Annotated in this window: 11 protein-coding genes; 2 read left to right on the top strand and 9 right to left on the bottom strand. The window is 44.7% G+C overall.

Going from position 1 to position 20,497, the window contains the following annotated elements; genetic code table 11:
• Nucleotides 1-410: 410 nt before the first annotated feature.
• Complete coding sequence (locus Q3W13_RS23790) at nucleotides 411-1,727, bottom strand: FAD-dependent oxidoreductase (protein WP_302868312.1); 1,317 nt, start codon at nucleotides 1,725-1,727, stop codon at nucleotides 411-413.
• A 144-nt stretch (nucleotides 1,728-1,871) separates the two neighbouring features.
• On the opposite strand from Q3W13_RS23790, the gene Q3W13_RS23785 reads away from it, so the two are divergent.
• Both Q3W13_RS23785 and Q3W13_RS23780 read left to right on the top strand, forming a co-directional pair.
• Nucleotides 1,872-2,408 (top strand): YfiT family bacillithiol transferase, encoded by a 537-nt coding sequence (locus Q3W13_RS23785; protein WP_302868310.1) that lies wholly within the window; start codon nucleotides 1,872-1,874, stop codon nucleotides 2,406-2,408.
• Between the two features lie 270 nt (nucleotides 2,409-2,678).
• Nucleotides 2,679-4,946 carry a Tex family protein gene (locus Q3W13_RS23780; RefSeq protein WP_302868308.1) on the top strand — a complete coding sequence of 756 codons (2,268 nt, stop codon included), beginning with the start codon at nucleotides 2,679-2,681 and terminating at the stop codon, nucleotides 4,944-4,946.
• Nucleotides 4,947-5,095: 149 nt separating this feature from the next.
• Here the strand turns inward: Q3W13_RS23780 and Q3W13_RS23775 are convergent, their stop codons facing one another.
• The 8 genes from Q3W13_RS23775 to Q3W13_RS23740 all read right to left on the bottom strand — a co-directional run bounded on the left by Q3W13_RS23775 (nucleotide 5,096) and on the right by Q3W13_RS23740 (nucleotide 20,026).
• On the bottom strand, nucleotides 5,096-5,572 hold the full coding sequence (locus Q3W13_RS23775) for an Lrp/AsnC ligand binding domain-containing protein (RefSeq protein WP_302868306.1): 477 nt from the start codon (nucleotides 5,570-5,572) through the stop codon (nucleotides 5,096-5,098).
• A 616-nt stretch (nucleotides 5,573-6,188) separates the two neighbouring features.
• Complete coding sequence (locus Q3W13_RS23770) at nucleotides 6,189-7,349, bottom strand: glycoside hydrolase family 130 protein (RefSeq protein WP_302868304.1); 1,161 nt, start codon at nucleotides 7,347-7,349, stop codon at nucleotides 6,189-6,191.
• A 446-nt stretch (nucleotides 7,350-7,795) separates the two neighbouring features.
• Nucleotides 7,796-9,121 carry a vanadium-dependent haloperoxidase gene (locus Q3W13_RS23765; RefSeq protein WP_302868301.1) on the bottom strand — a complete coding sequence of 442 codons (1,326 nt, stop codon included), beginning with the start codon at nucleotides 9,119-9,121 and terminating at the stop codon, nucleotides 7,796-7,798.
• Nucleotides 9,122-9,141: 20 nt separating this feature from the next.
• Nucleotides 9,142-11,175, bottom strand: coding sequence for a glycoside hydrolase family 65 protein (locus tag Q3W13_RS23760; RefSeq protein ID WP_302868298.1), 2,034 nt, complete (start codon nucleotides 11,173-11,175; stop codon nucleotides 9,142-9,144).
• Nucleotide 11,176: 1 nt separating this feature from the next.
• Nucleotides 11,177-14,473 (bottom strand): VCBS repeat-containing protein, encoded by a 3,297-nt coding sequence (locus Q3W13_RS23755; protein WP_302868296.1) that lies wholly within the window; start codon nucleotides 14,471-14,473, stop codon nucleotides 11,177-11,179.
• Nucleotides 14,474-14,486: 13 nt separating this feature from the next.
• Nucleotides 14,487-15,416, bottom strand: a complete 930-nt coding sequence (locus tag Q3W13_RS23750; protein WP_302868295.1) for a hypothetical protein — start codon at nucleotides 15,414-15,416, stop codon at nucleotides 14,487-14,489.
• A 96-nt stretch (nucleotides 15,417-15,512) separates the two neighbouring features.
• The gene (locus Q3W13_RS23745) at nucleotides 15,513-17,057 is read right to left on the bottom strand and encodes a RagB/SusD family nutrient uptake outer membrane protein (protein ID WP_302868293.1); all 1,545 of its coding nucleotides are present in this window, start codon (nucleotides 17,055-17,057) and stop codon (nucleotides 15,513-15,515) included.
• Between the two features lie 26 nt (nucleotides 17,058-17,083).
• A complete protein-coding gene (locus Q3W13_RS23740) occupies nucleotides 17,084-20,026 on the bottom strand; it encodes a SusC/RagA family TonB-linked outer membrane protein (RefSeq protein ID WP_302868292.1) in 2,943 nt (980 codons plus the stop codon).
• Nucleotides 20,027-20,497 lie beyond the last annotated feature (471 nt).

Raw genomic sequence — 20,497 nt, 5'->3', positions numbered from 1 at the left:
GATTATTGAACGACAGGGCGTTGGCGAGGCTCGAAAGGCGTCGCGGGCAGGGCGTTCCTAATGAATTTGCAGAAGTTTAAATAACGGTTTCAGGTGCAACCATAGCGCCACTCTTTAACTATTTGATCATTAGATATTTAATTGATGGTTGCACAAAAAAACTGTAAACCTTCTGCAACCATAATAAAAGTATAACCGGAATCCCTATGCAGGGCTGCGCGATGTGGTTGAACAGCATCGTGACGAGCGAACTGCCGGAGTTGGCGCCGGTGACAATTACTAACTTGCAAATCCGGGTTAAAGTGATTTCAGGGTTCATCTGATTGTTGCGTGCCTATTAGTGCGTTGGCCACTTCGGTTGAAAGTCTGTAATAGCTTCAAACAATTACAAATTGCGTTAAAGTGCTTGATTAGTTAACCAACTTTCCATTCAAATCCACAATCCTCGCAAAGGGATTTAAGAATTTATTGGCCAGTACGGCAAACTCCAACCTGGAGATAGGCCGGTTAACATCAAACTCTGATTTAAATTTATATTGACTTTTCCAGGCGCGCTGCATGCTTTTGTTGAGCACGGCAGGCTCAGTTAAGGTAATTTCGCTGATGAAGGAGAGCGTGTTGCCAACGGTAAATTTTTCTCCGGGCTTTTCCCTATTAAACCAAAGAAAGGCCCTCGTATAGGTTTCCTTTAAAACAGGCGCAACCTCGCCGGTATTTACCGCAGCATCCGGACTGAAAGCAAATTCAGCATGTTCGCCCTCAACAAGCCAGCGGCCCCGGAGCAGGCCGGTAGCGCCAACCTGCTGTATTGCCCGCCATGCCGGGTTATCCTGCCCAACATCGGTAAACGGCAACAGATAGCCCTTAAAATCCAATATTTCTCCTTGTATTATACGTGTATGCAGGTGGCGGGTATTGGTTTTAAAAAAGGCACAAAAGGCTGCAGTTGCCCCCACACCCTGGCCAAACTGCAGCTGAAGCGGTAAAAGCTGTATATCATTTTCTCCCGGCAGGGCTTTTTCGGTAACCAATATATTATCAGTTCCGCTAACTAAAGTTGATTTAAGCGGTAAAAAAGAAACTGCAGCTGTGGCATCCGCATTATTTGACATGGCTTGCCAGGCTGCTATCGAGGTACGGAATAACTTTGATTCTTCTGCTTCTTTACTGCTGTCGAAAATGTCCTGGAACTTACCACCGGCTTTAATTGCCACTGCGCCATCTTCGGTAGCATCTACCACCACGCGTGTTTTAACGGTAAGCTTATCGCCGTTTTGACTGAAGGTCAACTCCCAGCGGTCTCCATCCTTTTTTATGCCGGTGAATTTACTACCCTCCCGGATCGTTAGATTTTTTACCGTATCGCTGATTTTTTTTAGCACGGCAGAGGCCATTCCGGGCTCAAACTTCAGCGGGGCGTTTTGCGTCGTATCATAACCGGCCGTGCCTGCGTAAACGCCGCGCACCCGCCTTCTGAATTCCCCCCAAATACCTGAGGGGATATCTTTATTCATATTAAGCGTCACCATTTGCCCGCCTGCAGTAACGCCGCTCATTTTAAAACCATCTGCAGCAAGTACAGTTTTTACCTTGCTGCGTGCACATTGTATTGCTGCCGCCACGCCGCTGGCGCTGCTGCCAACTACCAGCACGTCGGTCTTAATTGTTTGGGCATCGGTAGCTAAACTGTAGAGTACACATACAAACAGCAGTAGTTTTTTTATCATCGGCGCGTAAATAACAGATTCAAAACGCTAAATTAGGTCAAAACCTTATGGAACCTTGCAATAAATAGTTAATTTCACCTTCAGCCGCTTAATTTTATTCTTAACCGGCGTTATCGAAACCAATCGGTGCAATCATTATAAACTATGACAGACGACAAATTAAAATTCCCCGCAGGGAAATTTGTGCCGCCGGTGTCCTACACGCCGGAAGATCTGCGCAAATGGACCAAAACCATCAAAGAATTCCCCGGCAAACTACGCCAGGCCATTCTCAATCTGAATGAAAAACAACTGGATACTCAATATCGTCCTGGCGGATGGACCATCCGCCAGGTGGTACACCATTGCGCCGACAGCCATATGAATTCGCTGTTGCGTTTTAAATGGGCACTTACTGAAGCAAATCCCACTATAAAACCCTACGAAGAAGCAGACTGGGCTTTGCTGCCGGATTACCGCATGCCGGTTGAGTCGTCTTTAAAAATTTTGGAGGGGCTACACCAGCACTGGGCAGTATTACTGGAGAGCTTTACCGAAAACGAATGGGCGCGCACTTTTGTGCATCCCGCTTCGGGCGATACGATGCAATTGAAGAAAGCGCTCGCATTGTACGCATGGCATAGCAAACATCACCTGGCTCATGTAACAAACGCCGTTAAATCGTTAAACAACGCCGGTTAAATTATTCTGCAGGCGGGCATCAGTAATTAAGGTACTTAAGCATAATCTAAATACGGGTTATGCTTTTTTACTAATTACATGTTGAAAACCCGCGCTTGAAAATGCCCTTTATTCTGTCCAACTTCGCATTTTTGGCGATTTCATCGATTTCAAGATGATTTCACAGATTTGAAAATGATTACAATGTTTAAATCGTGTAGTCGTAAACCATATCTGTTAGATCAAAAAAATTGGTGTAATCAAAAAACATAATCGGCGCAATAACAACAAATGGAATCACATTATAAAAAAATAGCTGCTGAGCTTTCGATCAATCAAAAACAGGTTAGTGCTACTGCCGGATTGCTTGACGAGGGCGCTACCGTTCCCTTTATTTCGCGTTACCGCAAGGAGCTGACCGGCACGCTCGACGAGGTGCAGGTAGCAGCCATCCGCGACCGCATACAGCAGCTTCGCGATCTGGACAAACGCCGCGAGGCTATCCTGAAATCGCTGACAGAAATGGGCAAGCTCACACCGGAACTGGAACAGCAAATAAACGAGGCCGAAACCATGGTAGCCTTAGAGGACATTTACCTTCCGTATCGTCCGAAAAGAAAAACGCGCGCAACGACGGCCCGCGAGAAAGGTTTACAGCCACTCGCCGATTTGCTGATGGAACAAAAGCGTATCGATCCGGAGGCGGAAGCCGCTAAATTTGTTGATGAGGAAAAAGGAGTAAAAACCTTTGAAGAGGCGTTGGCCGGCGCACGCGATATTATTGCCGAGACGATTAGCGAAAATGCTGAAGTACGCGCCCGCATGCGAAACCTGTTTATCGAAAAAGGAACCTTTCAGTCGAAAGTTGTGGAAGGCAAGGAGCAGGATGGTATTAAGTATAAAGACTATTTTGATTGGACCGAACCTGTGAAAACAGCGCCCTCGCATCGTGTTTTGGCCATGCGCCGCGGCGAAAAAGAGGAGATTTTGTGGCTTGATATCAAACCGGAAGAAAGTGAAGCAATCGCTTTATTGGAAGATGCGTTTATAACAGGTAACAATGCCGCTTCAGAACAGGTTAGATTAGCCATAACCGACGGCTACAAGCGTTTGCTGAAACCATCAATGGAGACCGAAGTGAGGCTATTCACCAAAAAGGCTGCCGACGACGAGGCTATCCGTGTTTTTGCAGAGAATGCCCGCCAGCTACTGCTAAGTGCACCGCTTGGTCAAAAACGCACCATGGCTATCGACCCGGGCTTCCGTACCGGCTGTAAACTGGTTTGCCTTGATGAGCAAGGGAAGTTGCTGGAATATACCGCCATCTTCCCTCACACCGGAGCAGGCCAGGCTAAAGAGGCCGAAAAAACTGTAGAATTTTTATTTAAGAAATACAATATTGAGGCCATCGCCATTGGCAACGGCACGGCCGGACGAGAAACAGAAGTTTTTATCCGCAACCTTAACCTGCCCGGCGCCGCGATAGTAATGGTGAATGAAAGCGGCGCGTCTATCTATTCCGCATCCGAAGTTGCAAGGGAGGAATTCCCGGACAAAGACGTTACCGTTCGCGGTGCTGTATCTATTGGCCGCAGACTGATGGACCCGCTGGCTGAATTAGTAAAAATCGACCCGAAATCAATCGGCGTGGGGCAATACCAGCACGATGTGGACCAAACTAAACTTCAAACATCATTGGATGATACAGTCATCAGCTGTGTAAACGCGGTTGGGGTTGAGCTGAATACAGCTTCAAAGCAAATATTGGCTTATGTATCGGGGCTTGGGCCGCAGCTGGCACAAAATATAGTTTCTTACCGCGATGCAAACGGCGCATTTAAAAGCCGCAGTGAGCTAAAAAAAGTACCCCGCCTTGGTGACAAAGCTTTTGAACAGGCAGCTGGTTTCCTGCGCATCCGCGATGCTAAGAATCCGCTGGATACCAGTGCCGTGCACCCTGAAAGATATGAATTGGTTGAGCAGATAGCCAAAGAATCAAATTGCACGGTAAAAGACTTGATGAAAGATGACAAGCTGCGTAAGAGCATCCCCTTGCAAAAATATGTTACAACAGATGTAGGCCTGCCTACCCTGAATGATATCATCGCCGAGTTAGCCAAACCCGGCCGCGACCCGCGCGAGCAGTTTGAGGCATTCAGCTTTACGGAAGGCGTAAATTCCATTAACGACCTGAAAGTTGGCATGAAAATGCCTGGCATCGTAACCAATATCACCAACTTTGGAGCCTTTGTTGACATCGGCGTTCACCAAGACGGCCTGGTTCATTTAAGCCAGATAACAAACCGCTTTATAAAAGATGCCAACGAGGTTTTAAAAGTTCAGCAAAAGGTTGAGGTGACGGTTACTGAGGTAGATGTAAATCGAAAGCGCATCTCACTTTCGATGAAGGAGAATGACCCAAAGCCCGCGCAAAGAGACCGCCGCGAACAGATGGCCAATAACAATCGTAATTTTCAGAAACCGTCAGCACAAAAAAGACAGGAGCCGGAAACAGATATGGCGTTGAAGCTTGCTGCTTTAAAAGACAGGTTTAAATAGCTTATAAAAAAGCTGTCATCACGAGGAACGAAGCAACCCCATCGCCTGCGTTAAGGGCTATCGCATTGCGACGAGGTTGCTTCGTCGTTCCTCCCCGCAATGACAATATTTTATAAGAACGGCTTCATACCGTTAAATTATGTAGAAATTTATTCCAAAGTAATCTGCCTTTTAATACTTTCTTCTAACGATATGAAGGTTTCAGTGCGCTGAATGCCTTTTACGCTTTGTATCTGTTCATTTAATACTTCGCGCAGATGAGTCGTATCATGACATACGATTTTTGCGAAAATGCTCCAGGCGCCGGTGGTGTAATGCAGCTCCACAATTTCCTTTACGGTTTTCAATTGCTTAACCGCCTCGTTATATTGCGAGCCTTTTTCAAGAAATATGCCCAGAAATGCCGTTATATCATAGCCTAACTTCTGCGGATCTACTTCCAGGCTGGCGCCTTTTATCACGCCCATTTCCTCCAGTTTTTTCATCCTTACGTGGATGGTTCCGCCGGAAACTATCAATTCTTTGGCGATTTCGGTGTAGGGCGTGGTCGCGTTCTTCATCAATATCGACAAAATCTGAATGTCGAGATTATCAATTTCTAAATTTTGGGCTTTTCTGTGGGACATAAATTTGAAAATCTTTATTATTATACAAGATTAATTTAAATCTGATAAAAATACAAATATTTCATTGAAAAATTTGCAACAAAAAGATGACTCTATTAGATTTGTAATAAGCAAATGACAATTGCCCGCCGTTCTTTTAAATAAAAAAACCTTGTTGGGTGGTGAAATTTTTGGCAGACACGCCTCCTTGTCCCGGTGGCGAAGATCATGGGAAACTCTTAGCAATAAGAATAACCACTTCGTGAAGGTTCGACCCCTTCCCCAACAGCTTTTAGTTTCGGGACCTGAATTTCAAGTCCGAAGTCACAAAAGACTCCAGACTATCGACTAAGTACTCGAGACTAAACAAGAATGTAGGATGGTGAAATTTTTGGCAGACACACCTCCTTGTCGCGGTGGCGAAGGTTCTGGGAAACTCTTAGCAATAAGAATAACCACTTCGTGAAGGTTCGACTCCTTCTCCTACAGCTCTTCTCATAATTTAGGTTTATAATTGGTTAGCAAAGGCCCCTGCCCATCAGGGGCTTTGCTTTAAGATAAAGAATTTACTTATAGTTTTTGACAAATGAGGCCGCCCCGCAACAGGTGGTCTTTTTGTTTACTCGGCTAATAGCTGTCAGTTCTTCACCGCATTTACGGCCACGGCAATTTTCGAGTCGGCTGTACCATAATATAAATACCAGTTATTTTTAAATTGGGTTAACCCTTCAACAAAACACACCTGGTTTACCTGTCCGGTTATTTCATACGGCTTTTCAGGTTTCATAAAATAAGTGTCCAGCCGCCTCAATATCCTGGTTGGGTCGTTTTTGTCAAATAAAACTTCCGATGGTGCATAAGTACCTTCACTCAATGTTTTATCGCCAAACGACGGCACATTACGGCTATTGTAAATCAATACAATTCCCTTATCCGTGATCATAGCCGGCGGGCCGGACTCCACCAGGTCGCTGTCAAATTTGCCTTCACGAGTCGGCAAAGCAATTTTCAGCTGCGGCATATTCAATGCTTGTGAACGCAGTTTTACAGGCGGCCGCTCTCCGGCCTTCATTTCAACCGGCGTCCAGTTAATCAAGTCGTCCGAGGTTGCAGTCCAAATCTGTGTATCCCCCCAGTACATCCAGTATTTGCCATTTATTTTAGTAGCTATTGGCTGACCATCCTTGTATGTTGAAATAATAGATCCGGATTTGCTCCACAATTTGGCGTATTTGCCATTATAGGCTTTGGCGAAAACGCTGCCATATTTTTTCCAGTGTATTAAATTGGTCGAAGAAGCAATCAACAGGCGGGCTACTTTACCATCGTATCCGGTATAAGTCATATAATAGGTGCCTTTGTCGTCAGCTACGATACGCGGGTCTTCACAACCGCCCGGCCATTCAAGTACCTTGGATGAATCCTGATCCGGATAAAACACGGGTGAAGGCATGCGGGTAAAATGTAATGCATCACTACTGACAGCCATCCCGATACGCGAGGTTCCGGCTTTATCCTGCGCACGGTAAAGCATATAAATTTTGCCATTCCGGTTCACAATCGCCGGGTTAAAAACATCTTTTTCCTCCCACAAAACCTTGGTCTCTAGTATCGGATCAGTAAAGCTGCCTTTCCCCGGAACAAGCACCGGGTTAAGGCTATCCACCTTATTGAAAGGCAATAACGCCCAGTTCTGAAGACTATCTGCAGGTGTATTGGCCTGCTGCGTTTTTTGCGGTCCGCAGCCTACTGTTGAAATAAAAGCAATTAAAAGCGCAAAGTATAAGTTTCTCTTCATAGCAGCAATTTTATATAACAGGATCCTTCCAACAGGAATGATAAATATAGGATAATTATAAATTCAAAAAGGCAGCCGGCTCCCCGGCTGCCTCAAACCAATCAACTCATTACTCAAAAGTTATTTATCCCATACGCTATTACGGCAATCATCAACCGGTAATGTCTGACCTGTAATAAATTTGGTTGAAACATCTTTTAGGATCATCAGGTGATATCTTTAGTCATAGGTTATTGAACAAGATGCAGGATCGGCAATTAGCATCTCATGCATGTTATTTAAATCGGCTATACAAATTAAAACAGGTATAAAAATAAAACCTATTTGTATCTGTAAAATTTAATCAAAAAATGCCGTTTTTATTTTTAATATCCTGTTTATTAATACATTGTAAACAAAGGACACTTAAAAAAATTAATCGTTTATTAAAAAAAAAATCAAATTGATTATTTTTTCATAACCAGTTTTTTAACCACCTCATCGCCAACCTTTTGCCCGTAGCCGCTGGATACTATACAGGAGTTATGAAAATGAATTCCTCCGTAAAATCTTGACATAGCTGTTTCGGCAGCGGCCTCGTTAAATGATTTAAAACTCCTGCTTTTTATCCCAAACTCTAATTCCGATGTGTCTGTGTAAGCCACATTATCGCCAAATACGCTGGTTAGTGCCTTTGCAGCCGAGGCGGATATGGTGCAATGCCCGCAGGTATATTCCGGGAACGGCGGTGTTTGCAGGTGCGGGCGCCATGCAGCATCAAAATATTTATCAATGATCGTTTCAGGCCGCGCTGTGTTATACTTGTACTTTGCAGCCCAGCATTCAATAAATGCATCAAATAAAGCAATGGCAGTTTTGGTATAGCCGCAAACCGTCGTGTTAAAGTCGGCTTTGGTTTGCCTGGCCCCTATGCCGGCAATGCTCATCCAATGCCCCGCCGGCGAAAATTTCTTTTTGATAAACATCAGGTGCCCCGCCACATTCAATTTATTGGGGTTGTCGTCCCAAAAGTCGGCAGTGTGTGCCTGCTCATCGGTCAGGCTATCGCGGCGGTTTTTTATGGCGATAACTTCCTGGTAGTACTTGCTGTTCTTATCTTTAACATTAAATACCGGCGGCGGCACTACGCTGTATTGGTTGCCGTCTTTCATTACCATGGTTCGTATTTCAGCCCAATGCGGCTCTACCGCTTCGGCATACATCGGGGGAGTAGGCACCCATCGGCCTTCTTCGTCGCTGATGGCGTATTTTGATTCGCTGCGGGTTTTGGCGTAGTTATCGGATTTACTCCACGCCATAATTGATTTAAACATTGCACCGGCAAATTCTTCCGAGCCTTTAAGCACATCATCAGGCATGCCGCTGTTTATAGCCTTCTGCTTTAAGTCGTCCACATATTGCTTCATGCTACCTGCCGGGAAGGTAACAGCCTCTCCAACTTTGCAAAAAGCGAGTATCGCCGCAAAATGGAAATCAATTTTTGCACCCGGCGCCGGCTTAGCCACTGCGCTTAAACCGTTAAGCTGGCCACTGAGCGACTGGTAGTGTTCCGGGTAGCCGGCGGCTATCACCTCGTAAGCAGCCACGTTGGCATAAGCATAATTCCGCGACGCAACTACCGGACTAAAATTATTACCCATTACTACCCGGTTTAATTCGTGCACAGTATTACTGTATAACGCGGGGTGGCCGGTCACCGTTTCATAATCCTTTTTTTTGCACGATGACAGTATGCTAAAAGCTACAATTGAGAAAGAAATTAATTTTTTCATCCTGGTTCTGATTCTGCCTTTTATTTTACAACGAAGGTTTTTTTGTCTTGCCCGACACCTGTGATCGTAACAGATTTCCAATTAGCAGGCAGTTTGCTCTTAATCTGAACAATTCCTGAAGGCGTAATATCCAATCCGCCAAAGCCCATTAACATGGCTTGTATAATTCCGCCAGCCCCGGTTGCAAAATATGGATTGGTGCCGCCTTTCGTTTCAGCAATCACCCTGAATGGCGGGTTAAGGTTTGGCTCGTAGGCGTCTTTAAAAAAATGATACGCTTTTTCTCCATCGCCAAGCCGCGAATATAATAACGCAAAAACGGCTTGTGTCATTGCAGGAGTTCCCTCGTTTGGCACGCGGGTTTCGTAATATTCCAGGTCTTTTTTTATCTGCGCCGGGTCGGTTATGGTTTTGAGCGGATAGGCCAGCAGGTTTACATCCGCCTGTTTAATACCTTCCCCGTTATAAGCCGCAAATTCACGGGTAACACCATCGGGAAATTTAAGTACAGGAATATTTTTAGCCACATTTTCCCAGTCCGCGTCTGCTTTTAATCCCAATATTTTTGCTGCGGCAGTGGCGGCACGCAGGTTGGCGCTTGCCGCAGCGTTGGTGAATGCGTTATTGTCTACATTTTCGGCCCACTCATCTGCGGCCACTACGTCTTTAATGTCATAGTGCCCTGGGCCATTGCGTTCCACGCGGCTCGCCCAAAAATCGGCGGTGGCAGAAAGAACGGGCCAGCCTTTTTCGCGTAACCAGTCTTTATCCTGTGTTACGCAATAATAGTTCCAGGCGGCCAGCGCAACATCAGCGGTTATGTGATGCTCAAAAGGCCCGCTCAAAGCCCATACCGGTGTTTCCTCAACACCACTATCGGCACTTTCCCAGGGAAACATAGCCCCTTTGTAGCCATGAGCAAATGCATTGCGTTTGGCTTCAGTTAATCGCTCGTACCGGTATTCAACCATGGATTTTGCCAACTCCGGATGCAAAACCAGCATTGCCGGAAACATCCAAAGATCTGCATCCCAAAATACGTGGCCATTGTAACCCAGCCCGGACAGCCCCATTGGCGAAGGCGAATAGGCGGTTCCAGCCCGCGTAAACGAGTACAGGTGATATAACATGCTGTGTACATCCTGCTGTGCCTGGTCATCGCCCTCGATTTTTATATCACTTTTCCAGAGATCTTTCCATGCATTGTTATGGTATTGAATCAGGCGGTCAGCGCCTTCCAGCTTGGCAAACATAGTGAGGCGTTCGGCTTCATTAAGCGGGTCGGCATTGTGCGCTGATGTAATGGACGACCCGGCCAGGGCATACCTGTAAGTCTGTCCTGCTGCAATGCTTTTGCTGAATTTCATCAGGTGCATGTTATTATCCCACATTTCGTGTATCACACGCGGCTCTTGTCCGTGCGTCTCATTAAACAAAAACGTGTTCGACGCACATAACTGCAGCTTGCCTGTCGGGCTTTTTGCTGTCGAAGTGAGCAGGCTGATAGTTACATGCGGGCGGTCTATTTCATTGTAGTAATTCTGTACATCCTTTAAAGCGTCGGGGGCTTCCATTACGCTTGCCCCTGTTATGTTTATTTGTTTTTTGGCCGTGACAGAGATGTCCATCAAAACCGTAAACGGCAACTGACGGAGTGAATAGTAAGTGTATTTAATGGATGCTTCATCGCCATAATCAAATGTGGTAGTAAAGGCAGCATGCTCCATATCCAGTTCCTGTTTGAAGTTGCTGATATTGCCAGCACCTATACGCTTGCCATTCACCTCCAGGTACATATTCAGTAAATTGAAGCTGTTAAGAAAATTGCTTACGCGCCCACGCCCGTATAAATCATAAGCTCCCGCAAGTACCACATTCTTTACCTTAAACGGCTCCGGCGAAGAAACAATGCCTATCATCCCGTTGGCTACGGTTATACCGTAATAGTTGGCGGGGTCAATTTTATCTGCTTTAATAATCCATTTATCCTGCGCAGTTAAACGCCCGGCAAGTAACACTCCGGCGATTATTAAACTTATATTCAGTTTCTTCATTTTAGTCAATCTGTTTAAAAAACCTAATGCTATTGTTATTAAATGCAACGGCATAAATCAATCCATGCGCAGTTTTGATAGTTTTAATGTCTCTTACTTCACCTCGCAATAAAAAGCCGCCGGATGTAATATTTTTAACCGACCGCTGTTTATCAACCGTCAAAATATCGCCCCAGTCGGCGTCGTAAATACCTTCATAAGGTATCACACCGCTGAAATTGCCGCCGGATACTATCCCTGTTTTATCCGGCGTGTTAAATGTATCAAACGCAAACAGGGGCGATACCTGTGCAGATGCCGGCAACGCCTTAAATTCAAATTGCCCATTGCCTTTATTGAAGAATATGCCCGATGCAAACGAATTAGCCTTTAAATATTTATCCTTTTTTAACGAATCGCCGAAAATTTCCGTCACAGGCTTGCCTGCAAAATCATGGTAATACAGGTATTTCTTTTTTATGATGGGAACCTGCTTTTCAATTTCGCCTTTACCTAAAAAAGTATAATCCTGTTGTCCGACGCTATGGGTGAGTATCGGGTCGATAGTGCCATTGCCGTCAATGTCTGAAAGAAATAATTTTACAGGGTCTTTTTCCGTTGGCTTCAACTTCGAGTTTAACCCATAATTTCCTGCAATGATGTCAGTTTTTCCGTCGCCGTCTGCATCAGCTAAAACAATCCGTTGCCACCACCCCGACAATTTATCCATTTCGGGCTGATGGCTTTCAACCAGTTTGCCTTTTTTATTCATGAATATTTTTACGGGCATCCACTCGCCAGCCACCACCAAATCAGGCCAGCCATCATTATCCAGGTCGGCAAACGCCGCAGAACGTATCATGCCTGCATGTTTTAACTCGCCAGGGATATTAGCTTTTTGAAAATTACCCTTGCCATCGTTTATCAACAAGTACGATTCCGGTATCTCTCCAAATTTTCCTGCTTCAGGCGAACCGGCGATAAAGAAATCAGGGTGGCCATCATGGTTAACATCCGCAGCAGCCACAGCCGATTTGTTCACCCGGATATCCGGAACACCGCCTGATTTTTTAAAGTTGCCTTTGCCATCATTTAAGTATAGCCGGTCAGCCAGTTGCGGTGATCCATTCGGATCCTCGTTCCCTCCGCTAACTACATAAAGATCGGGCGCTCCATCATTATTTACATCTGCAAATACCGCATCCACATCCTCGCTTAAACTATCGGCGGCAAAAGCAGGCTGAACGGTTTGTTTGAACCTGCCTCCGGACGCCTGAATAAACAGCACACCCGACTGATTTTTTGCGCCGCAAACATAAAAATCTTCCAACCCGTCATGGTTTACATCAGCAACAGCCATACGCGGGCCTTCTGCTGATAACATGTGTGGTATCAATGGCTGCTGGTTAAAATCTGCAAAGCTATTCTCCCTATGCTTCCAGCTGATACCTGCCTGGTTGGTGATATCACGGAACATTGGCTTAGGCGACTTAAAAAATGCCGAGTAAACAAATTTGCCTTTCGCGTTGGCCTGGTCGACATTTAAAATATTATTACTTTTTGGATTTTTTAGAACCTGGCAGGTTTGATTTGGCCATACCACCAATATGCTATCGATTTTATTTTTACCTAATCCGAAATGAAGCCGGGCGTCCACGGATGACTGGAAACCGCGTGTAAGCATCAATTGCTCATATTGCATTTCTTTACCGCAAAACACATAAGCCTTTGCGCCTACGCCAAAATGGTTATCCTGCCTGCCGGTAAAACTTAACGTGATATAATTGCGGCTCGCCGCCATATTTTTATAGATACCGGCTTCGTGATTTACCTTATTGACGATAAGTGAAAGATGGCCGTCATTATTCAGGTCAGCATAGGCCGCGCCATTGGCCAGGCCGGGTTCAGTAAAGCCCCATTCCTCGCTTTTATCTTCAAACTTTTCGTTTTTGCTGCCTTTATAAATATAGCTGTGCACGCTGCCAGGGGGCATTTTTTCGAGCACGGCGCTGTCGGCGCCGTTGCCGCTGGTTAACATACCCTGCACCTGGTCGTTTGACACGAAAGTGACGTAATCCATATCCAGCGCACGGCGTTTAATCCCATTCGCTATAAATAAATCTTTAATTCCGTCGTTATCAAAATCTGCCATCAGCGGGCTCCAGCTCCAGTCTGTAGCCGATATTCCATCCATCAGGCCAACTTCGCTGAAAGCTTCTCCATTACCCATATTTTTTTGCAGGCTATTGCGCGAGTATTGATTCTGAAACCCATTCCTGCTGATCTTAAACCGGTATTGATCGTACGATTCGTCGGCACCGTAGCTTTTTAAAGTTTTTTCATCGGCGGGAAGCATGTCAACGGTTACAATATCCAGTTGCCCGTCATTGTTAAAATCTGCCAGGTCATTGCCCATGCTGAAGCGGCTGTAATGGTTAAAATGTTTTGCCCCTGCTTCAGTAAAGGCGCCGTTATGGTTGTTGATATAGTAATAATCATTTTCATGAAAATCGTTGCCCACATAAATATCTTCCCAGCCATCATTGTTGATGTCGCCCACGGCCACACCCAGGCCATAACCTAAAGCGCTGCTGTAAATTCCGGACGTGGCGGTTGCATCGCTGAAATGTCCTTTCCGGTTCATGTAAAGCTTACTGCCGGCCTGTTTGTTAACTGTATGCCGTGCAGACGTATCGCCATAAACTTCAACCGAGTGGTCCGACTGATTCAGCAGGAAGCAATCGAGGTAGCCATCGTGGTTATAGTCAAAAAACGCCGCCTGTGTGGAGAAGCCTGAGAAATCAAGCCCATACTCAGTGGATCGTTCAGAAAACGTTCCGTCGTGATTATTGATATATAGCAGGTTATGTCCTTTTAAGCCAAGCTTACCGGCAACGGCGCACACATAAATATCCAGGTAGCCATCGTTATTTACATCGGCCATGGTAGCGCCGGTGCTCCAGTCGTTGGTGCCGGCAACACCAGCTTTAGCAGTAATGTCTTCAAACTGATAATTGCCTTTATTCAAATATAGCTTATTGCCTCCCCTTTGATTGGCGGTAAAGAAGATGTCAGGCAGTCCATCGTTATTAATATCGCCTACGGCTACACCGCCGCCGTTGTAATAATACAGGTAATCCAATATGCCGGGCCGCTCGTTATCGCTGATGCGGTTAACAAAATGAATGTTGGTTTGCGAGGATGGAAGCGATTGGAAAAGCGGCGGGGCGGATGGTTTACTATTCTTGCAGGAGGATAAAGCGGCACAAACAACAGCGAGGATTACCGGCAGGTTATATTTAAAATATCTTATCATCATTTGTAACTGCTCATTACATATATGGAACTATCAATTGCATATTCACCACGCTGCTGTCACTTGCAGGCAGTTTATTATTATCAAAACGTTCGAAAGGCTGTATAATCGGGTGGATGTAATTATCGCGCATGTATTGCCGCATGGCGTTGTATAGCTTTCCCCTGTTTTTATACCGGTCGTTAAAGTAGCCAACCAGTATCCTGCCTGGGGGCATGGTCATATATTCCCCGCCATTAATGGTGGCGGGCTTTTTATCTACCGGAAAACCAAGCATTAACTGGGTAGAATCCTTTGCAACCGACACATATTGCATTTGTAAAGGCGAAGTTATTTCAAGCCTATTTTTTGCGATGAAATGGTTCAGACGGCTTAGCATATCATCGGTTTGACGATACAATTCCCGGGTTAAGAAAGCGTTTCTTTCTACCGCTATCAATTTCTTTTGTGTCAGCTCCTTCCTGATGGTAAAACCATAATACTGCCGGGTATCTTCCACGTAACTTTTTAATCCTGCCAGTGGCGGAGTCTCGTCTTTTTTTGTCACTATGCCGGCCAGGTATCTGAATAAACTTGTCCTGGTGCTTGCTGTTACCACGCTCTTATTGGTTTTATTATCGGGAATAAGCGCGCAATTAAAGTTGTAAACCCCGTCGGGTCTTATTTCCGTAATGGCAAAATTGCCCAAACCCATCTCGATTACATTAAAAACAACCACCGGCGTGGTAATGTTAAAGCCGGTTCTGCCACTATCTATCTTAATTTCTGTTTGGTTTATCCGCTTCAAATTCCGCTGCCACTTGGCCCAGCTTCCAGGCGAAGTAAACTGCCGGTAAACGTTGTCAAAAGGCGCATTAATTCTAAAACTATCAGACTTCGTTACGGGGATAAAGCCGCTCGCAAAAGCAGCTAATAAAATCACGATAACAGCTATTCGCTTTTTCATTAATCGGGAAGGCTATTGGCCGGGTAGCAATTAAAAACGCATTGTGAGGTTGAAATCCAAACCTCACAATGCGTGAAAATAATGTATTAATCCTGATTATTTACCGCTATAGCCCGGATTTTGTGTCAATTTAGGGTTGGTAATCAACTGTGCCTGCGGTATTGGGTAGATAAAGGTATGCTGATCCGCATCCTGTGCTTTACCCGGTATTCTTGCACCCGTAAAGTACGGAATGCCATCAGCAACCTCAAAGCGGATAAGGTCGTTCCTGCGCCAGCCTTCCCAAGCCATTTCGCGACCGCGCTCGTCAAGCAGATTTTTGAATGTTAAATCAGCTACAGTCCATGCAGGTACTCCTGAACGTGTACGTATAGCATTTACAAGCGGCAGGGCATCGCCCATCTGCCCTAGCCTCATTAACGCTTCCGCTTTCATCAGGTAAGCATCGGCTAAGCGGAATATAACGCCATCGTTGCTGGTGTTACCATTGGTACCCGGCTGCGGAGCGTATTTTATACTGCGGGCGCCTGCTAATTTGAACGAGTCTGCAGGGTTACTCAGCTCTCTTACATACTTGCTGAAAATTACTTTCAAACCTGTAGCCTTATCGGTTAGAGGCGCTCCGGCAGAGCTGTATTGCTGGCCGATCGCCCACATTTTTTTACGCTTATCCGCATCGCTGAATTTTGCGAAAAAGTCCTGTGGGGCGCAAAAGCCGTTGTACGGCGTATTGGTCAGGTCGTAGGTGTAAATGTTGTTATAGTTTAAGGTAAACAACTCTATACTGTTACCACCTATGAAAGTGTTGTCAAACGGAACCACGAAGATATTTTCAGTAGAATTCTCATTTTGAACAACAAAATTTGACAGCACATCAGGGGTCAGTGTGTACTGTCCGGACTTGATAACCATGTCAGCCGCATCGGCAGCTTTTTGCCACTGCGGAGTGCCTGTATAAACCTGGGCATTCAAATACAACTTTGCCAACAACATATAACCGCCCCATTTGGTCATGTGGCCATAAGTTGCAGCAGATTTGTCGGCTAACAGAGGTACGTTAGTTGTCAACTCCGACTCTAAAAATGCATATACATCTTTACGTGTGGATTGAGAGATTTTGGTTGGGTCGGTTTTAAAGTCGGTTACCAAAGGTACATTACCGAACATGTCCATAAACATGAAATAGTAATATGCGCGCAGCACTTTTATCTCTGCAACCACCTGGTCGGCATTTGCCGGCTTGTTGGAAGCAGGCAATCCGGACAATGTTTCCAATACCAGGTTACATTTACCTATACCATTACTTAAATCGCCCCAGCCGTTGTTGATGTTATCGATATCGTACACAAAGGTATGCTGCCATATAGACTGCCATTTGCCGCCATCGTACCAGTCGTTACCGCGGGTAGGGACAACCATCTCATCTGTGGACACCTCGTTATTCTGGAATACCGCGTTGCAGGGCATGTTGGTCATCGGCGTATAAGCCTGGGCCAAAAATGCGTTGGTTTGCTGCGGCGTTTTGAAGAAATCACTTGGCAGCACCTGGTTATAAACCTTACTGTCCAGCTTGGTACAACCCGGCAAAACCATACCTGCCGCAAGCAATACCGGGATAATATTTACTAATTTTCTTTTCATCTTTATGATAATTAAAAATCTCCTGATTATTTAAATGACACATTAGCACCTAACACAAACGCACGCTGTTTTGGATATACCTGTAATGAACCATTGCCATCGGTATAGCGAGCGCCTGGTGCGAATTCCGGGTCGAGCCCTTTGTATTTGGTAATAACAAATATATTATTGCCGGCAACGTAAACCCGCATGTTAGATATGCCTTTGATGTTTTTAAAGGTATAACCCAATGAAGCATTGTCTAAACGCAGGTATGAAGCGGGCTCCAGCCAAAGGTCAGACACGTGCAAACCATCCTTTATTCCATTAGTAAGCGCCCCTTTAGTTACGTTGTTACTTGGCAAACGGGTGATGGTTTCATAGTCCAGCAAGGTATTGTTAAATACTTTTTGACCATACACGCCCCTTAGGAAGAAGTTCAGGCTCCAGTTTTTATAACCAAAGCTGTTGCTGATACCGTAGTTGAATTTCGGATTCGGGTCTATGTAATATTTTTCGGGATTAGGATTTTGGTCAAGGGTCTTCCCGTCAAACAATTCATTTCCATTGGCATCAACGCCTGTATAATGAGTCAGGTAAAAAACGTCAGCCGGATAACCTGGCTTGTAATAGGTGAGGAATGTTGAGCTCAAACCGCGTCCTGAAGCCGATCCTGTAACAACCTGGTCAGATGCGAGCTTATAGCCCTGGTAAGTTCCCGATAGGTTCAAAATTTTTGTTTTATTGAACGTGATCTGGCCGTTAGCTGTCCAGGTAAGGCCTGTTCCTCTTAAAATCTGGCCGGTCAATGCTATCTCGACACCTTTATTTGTCAGTGAACCGATATTTGCAAATATGGTATTTTTAAAGAAAGGCGGGGTAGGTACACCATACTCATAGATCATTTTTTCAGTTTTGTCGTTGTAGTAGTTGATATCGCCGGATAAACGACTATTGAACAATGAAAAATCAATACCTATATTTTTGCCTTTTCGCTCTTCCCATTGCAAATCAGGGTTAGCATTTTGAATATAAGTGTAACTTGCGGGGTATTGGTTAGAAGCAGCGGACCCATCAAAATACCTGTCGCTTGGTCCATAAAGGGTAGCATTCTGATATACTCTCAAAGCGCTTGAATTACCCACTATACCATAACCTAAACGGAGCTTTAAATCGTCAATCCAGCTAACATCCTTCAACAGGTCACGTTTTAAACGGTAGGCCAAATCAACTGCTGGAAAAGTACCCCACTGGTGATTGGCGCCGAATTTATCGGAACCATCACGACGTACAGAAGCAGTTACATAGAAACGATTGTCATAATTATAGTTTACCCTTGCCAGGAACGAGATTATTTTATAATCGTCTTTACCAGAACCAATATCATTCTTCGATTTATCACCGTAATTCAATATGTTATCCAACAAATCCGGAGTAGTGAAATTTTGTCCGGCAGCATAAAAATTCTCGGTAAAAAAGTCGTTATACTCATAAACAGCAGTAGCCGAAATATTGTGCTTGCCAAACGATTTGTTGAAATCAATGTGTGCATTCGCTTCGTACGTATTGTTGTTATAGCTATGTTGATTGGCGTTATTTATATTGCCTTCGCCCGGGAAAGAGTTCTGGAAATAATGTGTTAAGGTATTGTCGTGGATCAACACACCGGTAACACCAACTTTCAAGGATGGTAAAAGGCTATAATTAGCTGTCATGTTGGCCAATGTCTGATAAGTAGTCGCCTTATTAGACGTCTCCTTTAAGTGCTCTATTGGGTTAGCCAGGTTAAAGTCAACGAAGGTATTATATGATCCGTCAGGATTATAGATAGGATATGTAGGCGGAGCATTAAAGATATAATTAGCTATAACGTTACCATCAGGAAGCTGGTCACGATAAACAGTGGTGTTTGACAGGTTTAAAGTGATATCCAGTTTATCATTAAATGCTTTTTGCTGTGCATTGAAACGAAAACCCAACTGCCTTTTCTGATTATTGATAACTGTACCCTCCTGCTGCTCATAGTTTAATGAGCCGCGGTAGGTAAAACCGTTGGCGCCACCGGAAAGTGCAAGATTATGGCTGTGCGTAATAGCTGTACGACTGATAGCTCGCTGCCAGTCAACGTTCCCGCCTTTTTCATAAGTAGATGGTGTAACACCTGGTATAGCCTCTATGGCTTTTGAGTATTCAGCAGCATTAAGCAGGTCGTAATATTTAGCCTGGTTGGCAACGCCTACATAACCATTATACTCAATTTGCGCACGGCCGGCGCGGCCTTTTTTTGTTGTAACGATAATTACACCGTTCGCACCGCGTGAACCATAAATTGAGGTCGCGGATGCATCCTTCAATACGTCATACGACTCGATATCATCAGGTGAAAGATTCTGAAACTGCGAATTGCCTGAAGTGGCTACACCATCAATTACAAATAACGGGGTTTGATCGCCGGTGATCGAAGTTTGGCCGCGAATGGAGATACCGGCATCCTCGCTGTTAGGGTTACCGCCCTGCTGGGTGATATTTAAACCCGCAACCTTGCCTTGTATCTGGCTTAAGGGGTTAATTACCACACCCTGGTTAAAGTCCTTTGAACCAATGCTCTCCACTGCGCCGGTTACGTCTTTTTTACGTTGCGAACCGTAGCCTACGCCTACTACAACCACTTCATTAAGGGCGGTAGCATTAGCTTCGAGCTTGATGTTTATGGGGCCGTCGCCTACAGCTGCTTCCTGCCGGTTGTAGCCGATAAATGTAAACACTAGTGTAGCCCCTGAGGACGGTACTGATAATGAATAATCACCGTTAGTATCGGTGTTAGTTCCGGTAGTGGTGCCTTTAAGGGTAACAGTTACCCCGGGTAAAGGCGAACCGTCTTTCGCATCGGTAACTTTACCGGTTACTGTTTTGTTCTGCGCCATAGCCGGCAAAACAAAAAAACATAACAGCGCGAAAATACTTGCTTTAAGTAGAATTTTTAGCTTCATGAGTTATAGGTTGGTTAATAATTAGTTGGTGGTTAAATATAAACTATTAATTAAGCAAAATCAATAGCATATGCAATTGTTTTCTTCAGTAAGCAACATGCTTAACGAAAAGGATAAGTTAGCCTGGCGGGTTAAAGTAAATTTCTCTCATAGGGTGTTATAGTTATCTGGTTAATAATACCGCATAATTTCACATGTTCATTAAACATTCCGGGCAAACTATCGCCGCGCTCTCGTGCAAAAACACACAAAAAATCAATTAAAATGAATACCTGAAAAAACGATATAAATTGGTTTGGGGGGACTTAGACTCCCCTTTTAACAAAGTAATGGGTTGTGCCGCTAAAAACCTATGTTTTCGGCCACTTTGTATAAAAAATTTAAGGGTTTTATTAAATAAATAATTGATTATCAATTATTTAATAATGAATAAACCCTTAAATTTTTAAAAAAATTTAAGGGTTTTTATGC

Origin of the sequence: Mucilaginibacter sp. L3T2-6, assembly GCF_030519355.1 — a bacterium.
In the GTDB taxonomy this organism is placed as follows: Bacteria; Bacteroidota; Bacteroidia; order Sphingobacteriales; family Sphingobacteriaceae; genus Mucilaginibacter.
This window is presented reverse-complemented; position numbering and strand designations above follow the sequence as displayed.